This window comes from Melioribacteraceae bacterium (genome assembly GCA_019638015.1).
GTDB lineage: Bacteria > Bacteroidota > Ignavibacteria > Ignavibacteriales > Melioribacteraceae > JAHBUP01.
In genome coordinates this window covers 26,002-45,258 of record JAHBUP010000001.1, presented here as the reverse complement: position 1 = coordinate 45,258, position 19,257 = coordinate 26,002, and the positions used below count along the sequence as shown (strand labels likewise).

17 protein-coding genes are annotated in these 19,257 nt (G+C 34.9%); 14 read left to right on the top strand and 3 right to left on the bottom strand.

What is annotated here, in order from left to right:
- Position 1: 1 nt before the first annotated feature.
- Both KF816_00190 and KF816_00185 read right to left on the bottom strand, forming a co-directional pair.
- A complete protein-coding gene (locus KF816_00190) occupies positions 2-937 on the bottom strand; it encodes an NAD-dependent epimerase/dehydratase family protein (protein MBX3006419.1) in 936 nt (311 codons plus the stop codon).
- 43 nt (positions 938-980) lie between these two features.
- Positions 981-1,547 carry a TetR/AcrR family transcriptional regulator gene (locus tag KF816_00185; protein MBX3006418.1) on the bottom strand — a complete coding sequence of 189 codons (567 nt, stop codon included), beginning with the start codon at positions 1,545-1,547 and terminating at the stop codon, positions 981-983.
- 186 nt (positions 1,548-1,733) lie between these two features.
- On the opposite strand from KF816_00185, the gene KF816_00180 reads away from it, so the two are divergent.
- The 14 genes from KF816_00180 (at position 1,734) to KF816_00115 (ending at position 18,127) form a co-directional block, all read left to right on the top strand.
- On the top strand, positions 1,734-2,336 hold the full coding sequence (locus KF816_00180; GenBank protein MBX3006417.1) for a TetR/AcrR family transcriptional regulator: 603 nt from the start codon (positions 1,734-1,736) through the stop codon (positions 2,334-2,336).
- Between the two features lie 9 nt (positions 2,337-2,345).
- On the top strand, positions 2,346-3,614 hold the full coding sequence (locus tag KF816_00175; protein MBX3006416.1) for a TolC family protein: 1,269 nt from the start codon (positions 2,346-2,348) through the stop codon (positions 3,612-3,614).
- Positions 3,615-3,639: 25 nt separating this feature from the next.
- Entirely contained in the window at positions 3,640-4,623 is a 984-nt protein-coding gene (locus tag KF816_00170) for an HlyD family efflux transporter periplasmic adaptor subunit (protein ID MBX3006415.1), read from the top strand.
- 48 nt (positions 4,624-4,671) lie between these two features.
- On the top strand, positions 4,672-5,598 hold the full coding sequence (locus KF816_00165) for an ABC transporter ATP-binding protein (GenBank protein MBX3006414.1): 927 nt from the start codon (positions 4,672-4,674) through the stop codon (positions 5,596-5,598).
- Positions 5,599-5,656: 58 nt separating this feature from the next.
- A complete protein-coding gene (locus KF816_00160; protein ID MBX3006413.1) occupies positions 5,657-6,400 on the top strand; it encodes an ABC transporter ATP-binding protein in 744 nt (247 codons plus the stop codon).
- Positions 6,401-6,404: 4 nt separating this feature from the next.
- Positions 6,405-7,508, top strand: a complete 1,104-nt coding sequence (locus KF816_00155) for an ABC transporter permease (protein ID MBX3006412.1) — start codon at positions 6,405-6,407, stop codon at positions 7,506-7,508.
- Positions 7,508-8,626 carry an ABC transporter permease gene (locus KF816_00150; GenBank protein ID MBX3006411.1) on the top strand — a complete coding sequence of 373 codons (1,119 nt, stop codon included), beginning with the start codon at positions 7,508-7,510 and terminating at the stop codon, positions 8,624-8,626. Before KF816_00155 ends, KF816_00150 begins: the two co-directional genes overlap by 1 nt.
- 257 nt (positions 8,627-8,883) lie before the next feature.
- Positions 8,884-12,018 (top strand): VCBS repeat-containing protein, encoded by a 3,135-nt coding sequence (locus tag KF816_00145; protein MBX3006410.1) that lies wholly within the window; start codon positions 8,884-8,886, stop codon positions 12,016-12,018.
- A gap of 61 nt (positions 12,019-12,079) precedes the next feature.
- A complete protein-coding gene (locus KF816_00140) occupies positions 12,080-12,721 on the top strand; it encodes a response regulator transcription factor (protein ID MBX3006409.1) in 642 nt (213 codons plus the stop codon).
- A gap of 115 nt (positions 12,722-12,836) precedes the next feature.
- On the top strand, positions 12,837-15,353 hold the full coding sequence (locus tag KF816_00135; GenBank protein MBX3006408.1) for an IPT/TIG domain-containing protein: 2,517 nt from the start codon (positions 12,837-12,839) through the stop codon (positions 15,351-15,353).
- A 68-nt stretch (positions 15,354-15,421) separates the two neighbouring features.
- Entirely contained in the window at positions 15,422-16,003 is a 582-nt protein-coding gene (locus KF816_00130; GenBank protein ID MBX3006407.1) for a VOC family protein, read from the top strand.
- 228 nt (positions 16,004-16,231) lie between these two features.
- On the top strand, positions 16,232-17,299 hold the full coding sequence (locus tag KF816_00125) for a glycoside hydrolase family 88 protein (GenBank protein ID MBX3006406.1): 1,068 nt from the start codon (positions 16,232-16,234) through the stop codon (positions 17,297-17,299).
- A 67-nt stretch (positions 17,300-17,366) separates the two neighbouring features.
- Positions 17,367-17,789, top strand: coding sequence for an ATP-binding protein (locus KF816_00120; protein ID MBX3006405.1), 423 nt, complete (start codon positions 17,367-17,369; stop codon positions 17,787-17,789).
- Positions 17,786-18,127 carry an STAS domain-containing protein gene (locus KF816_00115; GenBank protein ID MBX3006404.1) on the top strand — a complete coding sequence of 114 codons (342 nt, stop codon included), beginning with the start codon at positions 17,786-17,788 and terminating at the stop codon, positions 18,125-18,127. The genes KF816_00120 and KF816_00115 overlap by 4 nt, the downstream gene beginning before the upstream one ends.
- On the opposite strand, the gene KF816_00110 is transcribed toward KF816_00115, so the two are convergent.
- Positions 18,128-19,216: a PAS domain S-box protein gene (locus KF816_00110; GenBank protein MBX3006403.1), complete on the bottom strand. Its 1,089-nt coding sequence runs from the start codon at positions 19,214-19,216 to the stop codon at positions 18,128-18,130.
- Positions 19,217-19,257 lie beyond the last annotated feature (41 nt).

The following is a 19,257-nucleotide window of genomic DNA, read 5'->3' as shown; positions in this document are numbered from 1 at the left end:
GTTAAAGCGAACGATTGATTAAATAATTAATTGTTGCCCTTACCCCCTCTTCAGGAGAAGTTGGGGTAAAATTAAAATGACTATTAAATTTATTACTATTGAAGAAATAATCGTTTTCAACTTGGTATGAAATATCTTTTAATTCTTTTAAGACAGGAATAAAAAGTCCCAATATTCCCAGCATAAAGGTGGGTATTGCCTGTATCTTTTTTTGTTTATTCATTTCTTTTAAGAATAATTCAATCCACTTCCTGGAAGTTAATTTTATTGTTGTGGTTGGGAGATGCCAAACTTGATTATAAGCCGAGGGTGTATTTCCGAGAAGTGCCAGTGCGTGTCCAATATCTTTATTATAAGTAAAATTGTGAATTACATCCAGCTTGCCAAGCCATTGAGGATTTTTATCTTTTGTTAAATTATTTATTACCGTTTGAGTTAAGTAGCTTCCCACAACTCCCGGCCCATAAAAGTCAGCTCCTCTCGCCACTAATGCCGTAATCTCACTTCTATTAACAGCGCTCATCAGCATTTTAAAAATTTCCGCTCTAACTTTTCCCTTTTCTGAAACCGGTTTTATTGGTGTCTCCTCTGTCATGTTTGATAAATAATTTGGATCATACATATACATATTATCAACAAAGACAATTTTAGAATTATGCTTCTTACATAACTCTATTAGGTTGTTCATAAAAGGGGGCCACTTTTCTTTCCATACTTTTGAATTGTACTCGAACGCGATGGTTACATAAACTATTTCAGATTCTTTAATTGCAGTTTCTAAATTGCTTTGATTTGATAAATCAAGCGCCATAGTTTCATCAGAATCATTTACTTTTTTAGGATTACGGCTTACAATTCTAATTTTATTGGTATAGCTAATTAATTGTTTTGCCAGTTCAGTCCCGGCAGCCCCACCGGCTCCAAGTATTGTTTGCATAATTCTCTTTTTTTATCTCAATTTTATTACTGTGAACAAGTATTTATTTAATAATACTTCTCAAGAACTCGAGCGAATTATCTAATAAAAATCTTTTTTCCTCTTCGTTCATCATTTCCATGTTTTTTCTAATATAGTTTGAAGCAACTCCGTGAACCAAGCTCCACAAAGAAAAAGCAACAACATCAATATTCTGATTTTGAAAATAACCAGCATCCATACATTGCTGTACATTAGTTCGAAGCAACTGGTAACTTCTTTTACTTAAATCCCATCCCTCAAACTGTTTTATTTTTTCAGAAGGATGATGCTCAATGAAAATTAGATCGTAATACTCCTGGTTTTCGAGTGTAAATTTTAGGTATGCACGCCCATGTTCAATTAGGCGTTCTTTTGGATCCGGTATTGTTTGAACAGCCAGCTGACTTTCATAAAATTTTTTAAAGCCGAGATTATAAATTTCAAAGAAAATAGCTCCTTTATCCTCAAAATAAGTGTATAGAGTGGCGGGACTGTACTCAATTTTTTCGGCAATTTTTCTCATTGAAACATTATTATAACCATCAGTCATAAAGAGCGAAACAGCGGCATCAACGATCAATTTCCGCATTTCACTTTTCTCTCTCTCTTTTCTCTCTAAAATGCCCAAACTACTCACTAATTAATTTTAACACCCAAAAAATAATAAACACCGTTCAATAAATCAACGCCTAGAGCGGAAACTATTACTTGACAAACTAGTTTCCGTTGTTTAGTTTGGAAACCAGAAAAACTTAAATAGTTTCCAAGAGGAAAAATGGAAGAAAAAGATAAAATAATTGAGATTGGGGAGGAAAAGTTTTTTAGGGATGGATTTTATAAAACTACAATGGATGAGGTGGCCGCAGAATTAAAAATGAGTAAAAAAACTATATATAAGTTTTTTCCCTCTAAAGATGATTTAATTCATTCTATCGCTCAGCATTTTATGAATAAAATGAAGAATAGAATTCTCCCCGCTTTAAATACCGATAAAAATGCTATTGAAAAACTTGAAGCGTTAATGCAGGTGCTGGCGAAGGCGTCAGAAAAGATCAGTACAGCAAGAATGGAGGAGATGAAAAGACATTTTCCATCTCTGTGGAATGAGATTGATAATTTCAGGACCGAGATGATGCTCGGCAATATTACCAGAATTATTGATCAGGGAAAGGAGGAGGGATTATTTTTAGATTACCATACTTCATTAATTATGACCATGCTTGTGGCGTCGGTACGCAACGTTGTCAATCCCGATTTTATTTTAAACAATAACTGTTCAATTATAGAAGCTGCCCGTTATGCTTTTAAAGTTATAATCGGTGGAATTGTAACTGAAAAAGGGCGGGAAGTATTTAATCATACAATTAATAAGCAATAAGATATAATTATGAAAAGGAAATTATTATTACTAGCAGCGCTTCTCTTTTGGCTTTCGGGAAATATTCATTCTCAAACAAGTCTAACCCTTGAAGAATGTTATTTGAAAGCGAGGGATAACTATCCCCTTATCAAACAGAAAGAATATATTGAGCTGAGTAAAGAATTCAGCGTCAGCAATATCTGGAAAGGATATTTACCTCAGATAAATATATCCGCACAGGCAACATATCAATCCGATGTAACTTCTCTGCCGATCTCATTTCCCGGAATTAAAATAGAATCGCTTACAAAAGATCAGTATAAAACGGTAGTTGATTTAACGCAGGTAATATATGACGGCGGAATTATGAGCTCTCAGGCCGGAATGCAAAAATCAATTGCTGAGTCCGAAAATCAAAAACTTGAAATTGAATTGCTGAAGATAAAAGAAAGAGTCACTCAAATATATTTTGGGATTTTATTGCTTGAATCACAACTCGCCCAACTTAATTTAGTGAAACAAGATTTAAGCGCAAGTCTATCTAAGCTCTCTGCCGCTTTAGAAAATGGAACCGCCACAAAAACAAATGTAGATATTCTTAAAGCCGAAGAATTAAAAACCCTTCAAAAAGAGATTGAATTAAAATCAGCGCGAAAAAATTTTATGGACATACTCGCACTATTACTCAATCAAAAATTAGAAGAACCTATAAAGCTGAAAACACCAGAGTTTAACGGGTTATTACCAAGCGAAGAACTTAACCGTCCCGAGCTAAAATTATTTTTGTTTCAGAGCCAAATTATAGAAGAACAAAACGGATTAGCAAATTCAAAAATATTACCTAAGGCAAGTTTATTTTTTCAGGGGGGATACGGCAAGCCAACATTAAATATGCTTAAGAATGAATTTGACTGGTACTATATAACCGGCGCCCGAGTTAACTGGCCGCTATCAAACCTATATTCGTTTGGAAATGAAAAAGAAATTCTTGAATTAAATAAAAAAACGATCGATACACAAAGAGAATCATTTCTTCTTAATACCAGCATTAATCTAAAACAATATTACAACGAAATAGAAAAACTAAACTCTTTAATTGAAGTGGATAAGAAAATAATAGAGATCAGAACTTCTGTAAAAGAATCCGCGAAATCTCAACTTGAAAATGGAGTGATTACTTCTAACGATTTTATTCGAGAGCTAAGCGCGGAAGATCAGGCGCGGCAGAATTTAGCGGTTCATAATATTCAGCTGCTGCTCGCAAGGCAGAATTATTTAATAACAACCGGAAACTAATTAGAAATAAAACAGCAGATATAAAATGAAAACAATTATTAATTATTTAAAAGAGGGACAGAAAAAGAGGATGCAAACTTCCAAGAAAGACAATCAGTTTGAGAGGATATATTTATTTAAAAATAAATTGATTCCCCTTTTTCTCATATCGGCATTGATTACAGCTTGCGGCGCCGGAAAGGGCAAATTCGACGCTACCGGAACATTTGAGGCAGAGGAGATAATTGTCTCATCGGAAGCGGCTGGCAAACTTGTAGCATTTGATGTTGAGGAGGGATTCGGCATCAAACAAAACCAAATAGTTGGAGTTGTTGATACCACGCAGCTTTATTTAAAGAAGAAACAGCTTGAATACTCGATTAAAGCGCTGTTAAGCAAGCTGCCGGATGTTTCAACTCAGATCGCGGCAATTCAAGAACAAATTGAAACAGCGCTCACAGAGAAAAAACGAATTGAAAACCTGGTTAAATCGAACGCGGCAACAACCAAACAACTCGATGATATAAATTCTCAAATAGAAATTCTTAATAAACAATTGAACGCTTCGAAATCAAGTTTAAATATTACAAGAGAAGGATTGCGCAGCGAAACCTATCCTCTACAAATTCAGATCGAGCAGATACAGGACCAGATCAATAAAAGTATTATTAAAAATCCGGTTGACGGAACCGTTCTTTCCCGTTACACCAAACAAAACGAAGTAACAGCTAATGGAAAAGCTCTCTATAAAATAGCGGATTTATCTATAATGACTTTGCGCGCTTACATAAATGGAGATCAGCTTGGGCAAGTTAAGTTGGGGCAGAAGGTGAAAGTGTTTGTTGATAAGGGAGAGGGGGAACAAAAGGAATTGAATGGAGAGATTTATTGGATCTCTTCCAAAGCGGAATTCACGCCTAAAACAATTCAAACAAAAGATGAGCGGGCTAATCTTGTTTACGCCGTAAAAGTTAAAGTTAAAAATGACGGCTATTTAAAAATAGGAATGTACGGAGAGATAAAATTTTAACTAAAGGACGTTGTTTCTAGGTTGAAATCAATATTCAAAATAAATTAAATGAACGCGGTCGAATTAAAAAATATTGTTAAAAACTATCCGGCCAAGGAATCGACTGTTACCGCGGTTGATAATGTTTCCCTTTCAATTGAAGAGGGGGAACTCTTTGGGTTAATTGGTCCGGATGGAGCTGGAAAAACATCAATCTTCCGGATTCTTACAACTCTGCTGCTTGCCGATAGGGGATCGGCGGAGGTTTTGGGAATTGATGTTGTGAGCGGTTATAAAGAAATAAGGGATGTTGTTGGTTATATGCCGGGTAAATTTTCATTGTATCAGGATTTAACCGTTCAGGAAAATCTGGAATTCTTCGCGACAATATTCAATACAACTATCGAAGCTAATTATAATCTCGTCGAGGATATCTATAAACAGTTAGAACCATTTAAAACAAGGCGCGCCGGTAAACTTAGCGGAGGCATGAAACAAAAACTGGCTCTCTGCTGCGCTCTAATTCATAAACCTAAAATTTTATTTCTTGATGAACCCACAACCGGGGTTGATCCGGTTTCCAGAAAAGAATTTTGGGAAATGTTAAAAAGATTGAAAACGCAGGGAATCAGCATTCTTGTTTCAACTCCATATATGGATGAGGCTAAGCTCTGTGATAGAATCGCGCTGATGCAGAAGGGAAAAATAATGACTATAGATTCCCCTAATAATATTGTTAGTCAATTTGATAAAACTTTATTCTCCGTAAAATCAGAGAATATGTTTAAGCTGCTTACCGATCTGCGCGCTTTCCATAATATAGAGGACTGCTTCGCTTTCGGGGACAATCATCATCTCACAATGAAAGAGAATATAAATTCAGTGAAAGAACTTGATGAATATTTAATAAACGCCGGACATTCAAAAATCAACATTATGGAAATTGAACCGGGTATTGAGGATTGCTTTATGCGGCTGATGAAAAATAAAAGTTAAATCATTTGATAACGAACTCCAAAGCAGCTCAATTATTCAGGAGTGATTTATAAAGAACATGAACAGAGAAATTGTAATTCATACAGAAAAGCTTACAAAGAAATTCGGCGCATTTACCGCGGTCAACGAAATTTCATTTGATGTATATAAAGGAGAAATTTTTGGATTCCTCGGCGCGAACGGCGCCGGCAAAACCACGGCGATGAAAATGCTGATCGGTATTTCCAATCCAACATCGGGTAAAGCTTCGGTTGCCGGATTTGATGTTTATAAACAAACCGAACAGATAAAAAAGAATATCGGCTATATGAGTCAGAAGTTTTCTTTATACGAAGACTTAACAGTAAAAGAAAATATTCAACTCTTTGCCGGTATTTATGGGTTGACAAACAAGGAGATCGAGAGTAAAGGCAATCAACTTATCAGCAAACTCGGTTTAAATGAAGAAGCCAATAAACTTGCAGCTTCTCTCCCGCTGGGGTGGAAGCAGAAGCTTTCATTCAGCATCGCGATTTTACATCAGCCTAAAATTGTGTTTCTTGATGAGCCGACCGGCGGTGTTGATCCGATAACTCGCAGACAGTTTTGGGATATGATTTATGAGGCTGCCGATAACGGCATTACCGTATTTGTTACAACTCATTATATGGATGAAGCTGAATATTGCGGCCGTGTTTCAATAATGGTTGATGGAGTTATTGAAGCGCTAGATTCGCCGGGAGAATTAAAAAGGAAATTTAACGCCAATTCAATGGATGAGGTTTTTGTTACTCTTGCCCGCGGCGCGAAAAGAGGCGAGTGAAAATATGAGTCAGCTGATTACATTTATTAAAAAAGAGTTTCATCATATTCTGCGCGATACCCGCTCAATGCTGGTTCTGCTTGGACTGCCGGTAGTTCAGTTATTGATTTTCGGATTCGCCATTACTAATGAAGTGCGGAATACAAACATTGCCATTCTCGATAATTCGAAAGATGAAGCCACACAAAATATTATTCAGCGGATCGAGAACAGCCAATACTTTGATCTTAAGCGTTCGCTTGAGAATAATTCGCAGATCGAAAACGCGTTCAGATCGGGAAAAATAAAACTAGCGATAATATTCCAGCGAAATTTTCAGCAGGAGCTTTCACATTCAAATAAAGCGCAGATACAAATTATAGCTGACGCCACCGATCCCAATCAGGCCACCACGCTTATAAATTACGCCAGCTCGATAATAATAGATTATCAAGCCGAACTGAACCAGAACAATAAGCTTCCATATTCTATAAATACCGAAATGCGGATGCTTTATAATCCCGAATTGAAAGGAGCATATTCATCTGTCCCCGGAGTGATGGGAATGATTCTATTATTAATTTCCGCGATGATGACTTCAATATCAATTGTCCGCGAAAAGGAATTTGGGACAATGGAGATTTTGCTTGTATCTCCGATGAAGCCGTGGCTGGTGGTTATAAGCAAAGTTGTTCCCTACTTTATAATATCAATTATAAATGTGGTTACAATTTTATTATTAAGCGTATTCGCTCTTGGAATGCCGATTAACGGCAGTCTGGTTTTATTGTTCTCGGCGACAATCCTATATATTTTTTGCGCTCTCTCGCTCGGGATTCTTATATCAACAGTAACCCAAACACAGCAGGCGGCAATGTTGGTTTCGCTGCTTGGATTAATGCTGCCCGTTGTAATGTTGAGCGGATACGCGTTTCCAATTGCTAATATGCCTTTGATTCTGCAGATTATTTCAAATATTGTTCCGGCGAAATGGTATATAATTATTGTAAAATCCGTAATGATTAAGGGGCTTGGTATTGAACAGGTTTGGAAAGAGCTTATTATAATTTCGGTAATGACAGCGGCATTTCTGTTTATTAGTATTAAAAGATTTAAAATCAGGCTGTGATGAGAACATTATATTTTTTACTTCGTAAAGAATTTTTACAAATACTGCGCGACAAACTTATATTAAGAATGATATTGGTTGTCCCGATTATTCAATTAATTCTCCTTCCCTACGCGGCTACTTATGAAATTAAGAACATTACTCTCGCGGTGGTCGATCAGGATCATTCCGAATATTCGAGAAAGCTGATTAATAAACTTACTTCGAGCGGTTACTTTCAACTGGTGGATAATTCGGATAACTATGCCGAAGCGCTGGCGCAGGTTGAAAAAGATAAAGCGGATTTAATTATTCATATACCGGCCCGATTCGAAACAGATCTTATCCGCGAGAATCAATCAAAAATAATGATTGCCGCTAACGCGATCAGCGGACAAACAGCCGGACTCGCGATATCATATTCTAATTCGATAATCAGGGAATTTAATAATGATATTCGGCTGGAGTGGATTCAGATGCCGAGGACGAATACAATCCCAACTATCGAGATTACAAGCTCAAACTGGTTTAATCCCTCAATGAATTATAAAATATTTATTGTGCCCGGAGTTCTCGCGCTTTTAATTACTCTCGTGGGATTCTTAATGTCTTCATTAAATATTGTTAAAGAGAAAGAAGCGGGAACAATTGAGCAGCTTAATGTTTCTCCTATAAAAAAATATCAGTTCATTCTGGGAAAGCTTATTCCATTCTGGGTATTGGGAATTATTGTAATGACGATCGGTTTTGTTATCAGCTTTTTGTTTTATGGAATTTACCCCGAAGGCAGCTTTTTAGTTGGATATTTATTTGCCGGAATTTATTTGATCGCGCTTTTAGGTTTTGGATTGCTAACATCAACTTTTGCCGAAACGCAGCAGCAGGCAATGTTTATCTCCTACTTTTTTATGCTTGTTTTTATTCTGCTCGGCGGATTGTTTTCTCCGATTGAAAACATGCCCGATTGGGCACAATATTTAACTTATATTAATCCGGTCAGGTATCTAATTGAGGTAATGAGAATGATAGTGCTGAAGGGAAGCGTTTTCGCCGATCTGGCGAATCACTTTATTATAATATTAATATTTGCCGTAGTGTTTAATCTGCTTGCTATCTTGAATTATAAAAAAACCACCTAACTTTTTTTGAAACAATTTTGGGAAGCGGTTTCTGCAGTGTATTGGTTTCTATTTTCCTATATTATAGATAGAAAACAATAGAGATTTATGCCGTTTTGAAGAAAATAGTTATAGCAAAGTTCATCAGAACCATTTGTAGTCTGGTTTTAATATTTTTTTTTCAAAATATATATTCTCAACCATCATGGCAATTAATAAGCTCGCCCGACCAATCAAAACTTAAGTCGCTGAAATTAGTTAATAACACTATTTATCTTGTGGGCAGTAAAATATTTAAACAATCCAACAATGAATTTATTGAGATTGAGAGACAAGCTCCGATAAATATAGATAGAACATTTATTCTTGACCACTCAAAAATATGGGCAACAAGATTAACCGACAGTTCTGAATCACAATTATTTTTTTACAATGGTCGCAACTGGACGGAACTTAATAATCCCCTGGTTAATAATATTACCTCAATGAATTTTAAAGATGAAAAAAATGGATTCATTGGCGGACTTGGCGAGCTGGTACAAATTACTAATGGAATAAGTTATAATTTACCCTCTCCCACTATTAATACTATTGAAGAAATTGAACCAATTCAGGATGATAAAAATATAATTCGAACAGTTGCCGGTGAATTATTTCTCTTCAATAAGGGAGTGTGGCAGCAATTATTAAAAAATGATCATATTTATGATATTTATTTCACAAAAGAGAAGATCGGCTATGCGCTTGCGAGAGGAAAATTTTATAAATATTTAGAAGGAAACTGGAGTTTACATTCAGAATCAGAGTTGCTTGAGGGGATAAGTCAATTTTTCTTTTTTAGTGAGAATAATATTTGGGCGGCGGGTTATAATGGAAAAATAATACGATATTTAAATGGGAGCTGGATTTCAGAAAAAACCCCAATAAATGAAAACTTATTTGGCATACTCATGTTATCAGATGTAGAGGGTTTTGTTTGTGGAGACCACGGAACCCTTTTAAGATATTCTGAAAATAAACTTCCACCCGTAAATAACGTAATTACTTTTTCCCCGATACATTTATTTAATGCCTCCAAGACCGTTGATGATGAGTATGGTGTTTCGATAAATGATTTTGATGGTGATGGAAATCTCGACATTTTGACCGCGTGCATTTTTGAACCGGAGAGGCTATATATTAATTATGGCCTTAATTTTAGAGATGAAGCACAAGAGAGAAAAATTAATTCTGCATCTAGCCTCGAAGAAAACTCCACTACACTATTAAATTTAGGAGTTGCCGCTGGAGATATAGATAACGATGGTGATCTTGATATTTATATTACTTCTTTGAATGGTAAGAATAAGCTTTTTGTTAATAATGGAAATGGATATTTCAAGGACTTTTCAAATCAAGCGGGGGTTGAGGGATTAGATAGCGAGCGAACTTCTTCCGCAATATTTGCCGATTTTAATAATGATGGAAATCTTGATCTCCTTGTTGTTAATGAAAATTCAGGTAACCGTCTTTATATTAATAATGGGGCAGGATATTTTACCGAGGTAACCGAAAAGGTTGGATTAATAAAGGATCGAGGCTCTGTCTCCGCTATTGTTGGAGATATTGACGGCGACAACGACCTTGATGTTTATATCTGTAGATGGGGATCAAAAAATTTATTTTACCTTAACAATCTTGAAACGGGGAAATTAAATTTTACTGAAGTTGGAGAACAAAGAGGAACTTCGGGGTTAAATTATACAAAAAGTAACGGTGCGGTTTTTTTCGATTTTGATAATGATGGAGATCTAGACCTCTTTGTTACAAATCGGAAACATCCAAACAGATTGTATATAAATGATGGAGGTGGCTTCTTCACAGATTTAACCAAGTCGATGATAGGGCTTGATTCATTAAAAAGTTACGGAGTTGTTGCCGGCGATTTTGATCAGGATGGATATACCGATATTTATGTTAATAATATTGGACCGAATAAATTATATCTAAACCATAAAGGTAAATATTTCACTGAAGCTTCAGATATATACGGAGTTAATATTGAGGGATATAGTACAGGCTCAGGTGCGGCAGATATCGATAATGATGGAGATCTCGACATTTATGTAGCAAATTATCTCGGAGTAACCAGCAGATTGCTTCGCAATAACCATAACAGCACTAATTTTATTAAACTTAGTTTTAGTTGTTCGGTAAGCAATAAATTTGGATACGGCGCAAAGGTTTGGTTATATAAAAAGAATGAGAGGGGAACCAAAGCTCTGGTTGGATATAAAGAAAATAATACATTTACCGGCTATGCTTCGCAAGGACCCCCACAAATTCATTTTGGCGTGGATTCTAATTACTCATATGAATTAGAGGTTTTCTTTCCCTCGAGTAAAATCACAAAAAAAATTTTGAACATTAAAGCCGGAAGCTCACTCATTATTTATGAAGAAGAAGGGGTTCAATTTTATTTAAGTACGATTTGGAGAGTAATAACCAAACTTTCTGTAGATCGGAGATTCTACATTGAATTAATTAAAATAACAATATTCGGGTTTCTTCTCTTTTTATGGAATCTTTTTGTTTTCAAGAAAGAGATAACTAGAATATCGCGTATTGTCCACTTGATGGTAATTCTCATTAATTATTTTGTATTAGTTATAGTGCTGTATGACGAAAATTTTGTATTTGCTCATCTTTTTCCGGTAGTTACTTCGGCAATACTTTTTACAGGTTCCTATTTTTATATCGAAAGAAGAAAAGCCATAGAAGAAAAACAGACACTTCGGGAAAAAATATCAAGGGATTTGCATGATGATCTGGCTTCAAATCTTAGCGCAGTTTCTTTGTTCGCCGGTTCATTAAAAGGAGCTCAAAAAAATTATAACAAACAAAACGAAATTATTAATAAACTGGAAAGAATTATTACTGAAGCTCAACAATCATTGACCGAAATTGTCTGGTCGGTTACTCCCCAAAACGATAAACTGGAGAATCTCATTGAGAAAATAAGAAGCTATTCTAAAAATATTCTTATAACAGCAAATATGAATGTTAAACTTGAAATCGAATCCAACTTTGAGAATAAAGTAATTACACACGAATTTAGAAGAAACATATTTCTAATTTTTAAGGAAGCAATAGCCAACACAATAAAACATTCTCAAGCAAAGAATGTAAATATTTCTTTTTATGATGAAGGTTCGAAATTCATAATGATTATTAAAGATGATGGTGTTGGATTTACCGATAAAGAAATTAGTGAAGTTGAAAATTATGACGACAGCAATACTATTAAGAAGAGAAGCGGGGGCAACGGATTGAGAAATATGGTATCAAGAGCTGAAGAATTAAATGCACAACTGGAAATTGAATCAGCTCTTAACAAGGGCGTAAAAATAAAATTAAAATGTAAAATGATTTAAATGCATCATTGACTATTCCTTTTTTTTTGTTCTCTTTTTTAATAGCCTATTTGAGAAATAAATGAAAATAAAAGTTGCGGTAGTTGAAGATCACAAACAATTGCGTGACGGACTCGTAGAGTTTATAGGTTTAAGTGATGAGATTATGTGTATCGATGCAAGTTCATCTGTTGAAGAATCACTTGAGAAAGATTTTGCTGCAGACGTTCTACTTTTGGATATTGGGCTTCCTGGAATATCCGGAATTGATGCCATATCATTATATAAGAAGAAGTATCCTACGATTAAAATAATAATGATTACTGTTTATACAGATGACACTAATATATTTAATGCAATATTGAAGGGAGCTGATGGATATATACTTAAAGAAACTCCTCCACAGCTCATACTTCAGGCAATTAAAGATGGATTTGATGGGGGAACGCCTTTAACTCCCTTAATAGCAAAAAAGGCTCTTGAGTTCTTTAAAAATTCAGTAACACTTCCAACAGAGGATTACAATTTATCTGAAAGAGAGAAGGAAATATTAAGATTTATGGTAGAAGGGTTATCCAATAATGAAATTTCTGACCGGCTATTTATAAGTGTTATTACGGTTAGAAATCACATTGGCCATATTTATAAAAAGCTACACGTTCATTCTAAAAGTCATGCCGTCTCAAAAGCGGTAAAAGAAGGCTTGACCATCACATCTCACTAAAAACTTAAATGATGTATTTGCATCATTGAGGATTCTTTCCCAACCTCGTACCTTAATTTAAGCAGATTATGATTTTAGAAGTAAAAACTATAATCCTATTTAAGGAGAGATAATCATGCCTCAAAGAATAATGATGATTATTAAAAGAGTATTATTTGTAACAACAGTTACAGTTACTTTAATAATGTGTACAAAGAAGGAAAATCCCGTTGAGCCTGAAGAAGTAAAACCACCGGGCTCTAACTTAGTTGATACAACTATAAATAATGTAAGCGGTGAAGTTAAAATTACTGTTCCATCAAAAGTTAGTATTGTAATACCCGCGGGGGTAATTCCAGCCGGCACTAAACTTACTGTTCAGGAGCTAAACATTTCGAGTTTGCCGAGTGATAAGAACATGGACTTCAATTCCGCCTATGAAGTTAAGCTGAGCAGTGGGAAATCCTTTTCTAAAGATCTAACAATCAGTATAAACTACAATTCCCAAAAGCTGAACCCCGGAAAACTAAAATACAAACTTGGCGCCGCTTACTTTAATGATGACACTAAAAAGTGGATTGCATATAAAAATGTTATTATTGATTCGGTCAAAGGTACGGTCACATTTAAAACGAACCACTTAACAAAATTAAGTGTATGGAATGTTAATAGGACGGTATATGGATATACCGATTATTTGGAGTCGCAAAATTTTACAGTTTACTGGAAAGAGGGAACGGTTCCGAGCAACACTACTTACGATAGCCCCAATAAAGCTTCATACACAGGCACAGATCCTCATTATGTAAGAGACGTACTTAAATTCTTGGAAGATGGATATGCAAAATATAAGTCATTGAATCTTACTCTGCCATCCGGCAAAACTAATGTATTTGTAACCAATATTACTGAGGATGGAGAAACTGGACTAATTACCGGCAACATCGCCATAAACCAAAATATTCAATTCAACACGTCTCGTGGAGAAACTCAAAGTAAGATGTTAAAGAAGTCTTGTGTACACGAATTAATGCACGTTGTTCAAGATTATTATTATACAACAAATTTTACATGGGGAGCAAACCGTTGGTGGATGGAAGCAACCGCAACTCTTGCCGATAGGATTGTATATCCAGATGATTCACCATTCGAATCGGAAATGTACGCTAAAGAGAATGTTAGAATTCATAGAGCATGGGATGACTGCGGAGATGACCCCAGCTGGTACATTGCTGGTGGTTTTTTAACCTACTTAAATTTTTATAGACCGGGAGATAAAGTCTCCGTTGTTAGCTTAATCAAAGAAGGGGGAGAAATTAAAAATGGAATTACTTTCAGGAATATGGTCAATAATCATTTAATAAATAACGTACATAAAACAATCTATGAAGAATATCACAATTACCTTTTGTGGTATATAACAAATGGTGACTCATGGTATTCACCAAGAAGGACTGATGATCAAACTCCCTTTACCGATTACAGTCTTTTGACTGAAACAGATAACACTAAAGAGAGGACATATACTACCATTCCTGTGCTAGCTGGAAGAATTATTCGTGTTGCAACCAGCAGTAATAAAGATGAAAAACTAAAACTAAATTATAAATCAAGGAATAGTGTTCGAGCTTATTATTATGTAAACACACAAGTGGGAGCTGTTCAAAAACAGACTTTTTTAAAAGAACTTGCGGGAAATGATTCCCTTGAAGTTGTTCTTTCCAAAGATCAAAAAACATGGATTGATATTTATGTGATAAACGAATCAGCATCACAACAAGGTGGCTACGATGTAAAAATGAAACTCCTTCAAGTTCCTAGTATTACTTCAATAACTCCAAATCAAGGAAAAGCGGGGACAGACGTAACAATAAACGGATACAATTTTGGCACCACTAAAGGAAAAGTCTTTTTCGGAACAACAGAAGTTACAAATATAACCGATTGGCATAATACCTTTATAAAAGTGAAAGCCCCTTCAACTATAGGCGCACATAATGTATATGTTGAGATCAACGGGGTAAAGAGTAATTCTATGCAATTTACTGTTACAAGCGATGTTGATTTTGCGCCCCTTCAAAACTGTAAATATATTTCTTTTGAAGCTCCCTTTTATAATTCAATGAAAGTTGAGGTAAGAATAAATGATTCACTTGCATCCTCCTCAACATTAGTAGATGAGTTTCAGCGACTCTCCTATACCGGACAAAACACCTGGGGGCAAAACGAGATTACCCTTAATGGAACAGCTTTTTTTGATTCATGTGTAACACACAACTCAGCTACAGAAAAAGAAACTCATGCTATTAAAGGAAATTTTGACGGGGACTTTTCAAAAATCAGCAGTATTAGTTATAAATACACCTATAAGAAGACAACCAATGATTCTAATTATGTAGAGAAAGTAGCGGAGATAACATTGACAAATATTCCTTATTCAGGAAAAAACACTACATCCACTTCATATAGTTATGGTAGCTATGGAAATGTTGGAAAAACAATAATTGCCACATATTCTTATTCAAGCTATAGAATTGAGACATTACAGGTTGGTGAGAAAAAGATTAGGAAAACAGAAACTAAAGGAACCGCTACTGCTTACAGGGCCAGCGAGTTCAATTACTTCTCAGTAAACTTTAAATCTACTCCTTAGAGAGGGCAGATTATAAGCCCGGAATCTGTAATTTAACGTTATGGATTCCGGCTTAAATCTAACTTAACATGATCAGCAAAAAAACTTTTATCATCTTATCTATTTTTTTAGCATTAACAGCCACTCTTTATTTTCTCTATGTTTTTATTACAGAGGGGAATAAACAGTCACAATTAGAAAGGGAAATATTTGAAGAAAAACTAAACTCTTTAACAACAAATCTGCTTGTTGCAGATGTCAAAAAATCAGTTGCCTTTTACAAAGACAAATTGGGATTTAACCTTTACAGCATTTTTCCCGATTCTGAAGAGGCAACCCTTGCAGTACTTCAATTTGGCAGGTTATATATAATGCTGCAGGATAAGGAAATATTTAAAGAGGATAAACCGGTTTATGTAGGTGGCGAGATTCCCGCATCATTCTCTCTTTACATAGAAGTCAATAATGCAGATTCCATTTATAAAAGGTTAATAGTTGAAGAAGTGGAAGTTGTTCAGGATTACCAGCCGATGTTTTACGGCAGAAAAGAATTTTCTATAAAAGATCCGGATGGACACATAATTACTTTTTCGGAAATTGATAAAGACCAGTTTGATGAAATTGACTCTCTCAACCTCGAGCTCGATAAATATTTTAACCGATTAAAATAATCTTATAATTATCCCTCCAATTTATTCTTAAAATTGAGTTTATTGTTTTACTTTTGCAATACCAACTTCAACCAAAAGTTTAATAACATGATATATAGAAATGCAACGCTCTCTATTTTTTTGTTACTTATCTTCTCAACAGCTATCCAATCCCAAAAAAAGTTAGAAAAACCCATTAAAGAAATTATTAATGAGGCACTAGATTTTTCCCTCAATCAAAGCCTGAGAATGGCAAAATCTTTGGAGCAGGAAAAAGATCTACTTCCAAAAACTGTAGATAGATTCGGCAATCTTCAAACATGCAAATCCGATTGGTGGGTAAGCGGGTTTTTTCCGGGACAGCTTTGGTACTTGTACGAGCACAGCAAGAATGAAGAAGTAAAAAATTATGCGGTGGAATTTTCAAAAAGAGTTGAAAGGGAAAAATTTACAACGGACAATCATGATGTTGGGTTTATCATTCATTGCAGTTTTGGAAACGGATTCAGAATTACAAAAGATTCAACCTATTTAGAGATAATAAAAACCGCGTCAAATTCACTAATAACTAGATTTAATAAAAAGATAGGTGCAATCCGCTCCTGGGATACCGGTCAATGGAATAAGCAATGGCAGTATGCCGTTATTATTGATAATATGATGAATCTTGAAATGCTGCTCTGGGCTGCCAAAAAATTTAATAAGCCTGAATTTTATGATGTTGCTATTAACCACGCAAACACTTCAATGCGGGATCATTACCGTTCGGATTTTAGCTCATTTCATGTTGTAAGTTATGATACAATTACAGGAGCGCCGGAATTAAAACATACCGCGCAAGGATATAAGCATGAGTCGGCATGGGCTCGTGGACAAAGCTGGGGGTTTTACGGATTTGTAATGATGTACCGGTTTACGAAAGATGAAAAGTATTTAAATCAAGCAAAATCAATTGCCGGGTTTTTAATTAATCACCCACGAATGCCCGAAGATAAAATTCCTTACTGGGATTATGACGCGCCGAATATTCCGGATACATACCGGGACGCTTCCGCCGCATCAATTATGTGTTCGGCGTTAATAGAGTTAAGTAAATATGTTGATGCTGAGTTATCAAAAAAATATTTAGCAATAGCCGAAACCCAGATTAGAAGCTTGTATTCTAATTTTAGAAATGCTCCCGGAAATAATGGTAATTTCATTCTTAAGCATAGCGTGGGGCATATGCCTAATAATACAGAAGTAGATGTTCCACTCACTTATGCCGATTATTATTTTGTTGAAGCATTAATGAGATTTAAGAAAATATATGATTAAAGTGAGTGGGCGTGAACATTTTAAAGAGTAGATATTATGACTGTTGGTAAACTTAAAATAACTTGATATGTCTAAACTAATCATAGAAAATAAAAGTGAAAACCTTGAAAGAGTTTTAGACTTTGTTGAGCAATTTGCTCTATCAATTAATCTAGAGGATAATATCACCTATGATATTAAATTGGCCGTGGATGAAGCTGTATCAAACATAGTGAGGCATGGATACGTTGATAACGAAAATCACTTAATTGAAATCGAATTAAATCAAAAGGATGATGAAATAAATATTACAATAATAGATGACGCACAAGAATTTAATTTGCTTGATTATGAGGTGGTAAATTTTGATAAGCCAATAGATGAAAGAAGTCCAGGAGGATTGGGAATCTTTTTAATTAAGGAAACCATGGATCAAATTAAATGGCAAAGGAAAGAGGGGAAAAACATTTTATCTTTGACAAAAAATATATTGAAGCAGGAGAATAAATGAAGATAGAAGTGTCTAAAACCAACAATTATACAGAAATTAAATTAACCGGAAGGCTCGATTCAAATTCATCAAACATGCTTGAGAAAGTAATTACCGATACAATTAACGAAGGCAACGAGGACATATTAATTAATTTTGAAGAACTCATATATATTAATAGCTCGGGACTTAGAGTATTTTTAGTTGCCGCTAAAATGTTAAAAGCCAAAGGAAAAAAATTAAACTTTTTTGGTATGAGAGATTTTATTAGCGAGGTGTTTAACATCGCTGGATTTTCCAGCATGTTTAATATCGGTAAATCTCGAGTTGAAGTTATCTCAATTTCAGAAAATCAATAATTATTTGGGCAGACGAACAATAAATTTAGAACCCTTTCCCGGCTCACTAATAACATTTATTTTTCCTTCGTGCAGTTTTACAAACTCATAACACAACATCAATCCCAAACCTGTGCCTTTTTCGTTATTAGTCCCGAGCCGTGAAAAATTAAATCCCGGTATAAACAAATTAGCAGCTACAGTTTCACTCATTCCCAGTCCATGATCCTCAACAACAAGAGAATGCATGTTTTCAAATATGAATGATTTAACATTTATACTAGAATCGGGAAAAGAAAATTTGATACTGTTTGAAACTAAATTTCGAATAATGGTTTTAATCATGTTCTCATCAGCATGTAGCATATAATCGGGAGGCACAGCGTTAATCAGTTTTATTTTTTTTAATTCTGCCGATGGTCCCAGCATCTCTAAAACTCTGGCCACCATATCAAAGAGATTAAAATCTACAGGATCAATCTGAAGTTTTTTGGTTTGAACCTGAGCCCAATTTAGTAGATTATCAAGCAAATCATATGTTTCTTTTGAAAGCCGATTGATTGTGTTAAACATTTCCCCAACTTCTTTATCAGATACCCCCTTATGATCTTCAATCATCAATTCAGACAAACCCATTAAAGCCATTAATGGATTTTTTAAATCATGTGCAATAATAGAAAACAATTTATCCTTGCTAATGTTAGATTCATTCAACTCATTATTTTTTCTAATCAACTCGGTCTCATATTTAAGTCGTTCCCGCGCGTCTCTCAAAGTAGTCATTACATAGTTCAACAAATTATTATCAAAAGTATTTATTGTCATATCAACAGGAATATAACCGCCAGATTTTGTTTTAAGCATTCTATTTATTAAAACATCGCCAAACATGTTTACATTCTGAGGAGAAACTTCCAAATTGACTGCTGAACGGTCGGCGAAGAATGAATTCAAATGTTTACCAATCAATTCTTGTTCTCTAAAACCTACGAGATTACAGAATGATTTATTTACTTTTACAATTTTACCCGTACTGCCGTCGGTTATAATTAATGCGTCAATAGTTTCATTAAACGCTGAGGCGAAAAGTAAATCAGTTTCGTTCTGCATTTCAAAATCCAGGATTGTTTATTAATACTCGATTCAAAATA

Excerpts from the sequence above, each read along its gene's own strand:
- KF816_00185 (MBX3006418.1), bottom strand. The coding sequence starts at position 1,547 with ATGCGGAAATTGATCGTTGATGCCGCTGTTTCGCTCTTTATGACTGAT.
- KF816_00190 (MBX3006419.1), bottom strand. The coding sequence starts at position 937 with ATGCAAACAATACTTGGAGCCGGTGGGGCTGCCGGGACTGAACTGGCA.
- KF816_00160 (MBX3006413.1), top strand. The coding sequence starts at position 5,657 with ATGAACAGAGAAATTGTAATTCATACAGAAAAGCTTACAAAGAAATTC.
- KF816_00150 (MBX3006411.1), top strand. The coding sequence starts at position 7,508 with ATGAGAACATTATATTTTTTACTTCGTAAAGAATTTTTACAAATACTG.
- KF816_00175 (MBX3006416.1), top strand. The coding sequence starts at position 2,346 with ATGAAAAGGAAATTATTATTACTAGCAGCGCTTCTCTTTTGGCTTTCG.
- KF816_00155 (MBX3006412.1), top strand. The coding sequence starts at position 6,405 with ATGAGTCAGCTGATTACATTTATTAAAAAAGAGTTTCATCATATTCTG.
- KF816_00115 (MBX3006404.1), top strand. The coding sequence starts at position 17,786 with ATGAAGATAGAAGTGTCTAAAACCAACAATTATACAGAAATTAAATTA.
- KF816_00130 (MBX3006407.1), top strand. The coding sequence starts at position 15,422 with ATGATCAGCAAAAAAACTTTTATCATCTTATCTATTTTTTTAGCATTA.
- KF816_00140 (MBX3006409.1), top strand. The coding sequence starts at position 12,080 with ATGAAAATAAAAGTTGCGGTAGTTGAAGATCACAAACAATTGCGTGAC.
- KF816_00125 (MBX3006406.1), top strand. The coding sequence starts at position 16,232 with ATGGCAAAATCTTTGGAGCAGGAAAAAGATCTACTTCCAAAAACTGTA.
- KF816_00120 (MBX3006405.1), top strand. The coding sequence starts at position 17,367 with ATGTCTAAACTAATCATAGAAAATAAAAGTGAAAACCTTGAAAGAGTT.
- KF816_00165 (MBX3006414.1), top strand. The coding sequence starts at position 4,672 with ATGAACGCGGTCGAATTAAAAAATATTGTTAAAAACTATCCGGCCAAG.
- KF816_00135 (MBX3006408.1), top strand. The coding sequence starts at position 12,837 with ATGCCTCAAAGAATAATGATGATTATTAAAAGAGTATTATTTGTAACA.
- KF816_00110 (MBX3006403.1), bottom strand. The coding sequence starts at position 19,216 with ATGCAGAACGAAACTGATTTACTTTTCGCCTCAGCGTTTAATGAAACT.
- KF816_00170 (MBX3006415.1), top strand. The coding sequence starts at position 3,640 with ATGAAAACAATTATTAATTATTTAAAAGAGGGACAGAAAAAGAGGATG.
- KF816_00180 (MBX3006417.1), top strand. The coding sequence starts at position 1,734 with ATGGAAGAAAAAGATAAAATAATTGAGATTGGGGAGGAAAAGTTTTTT.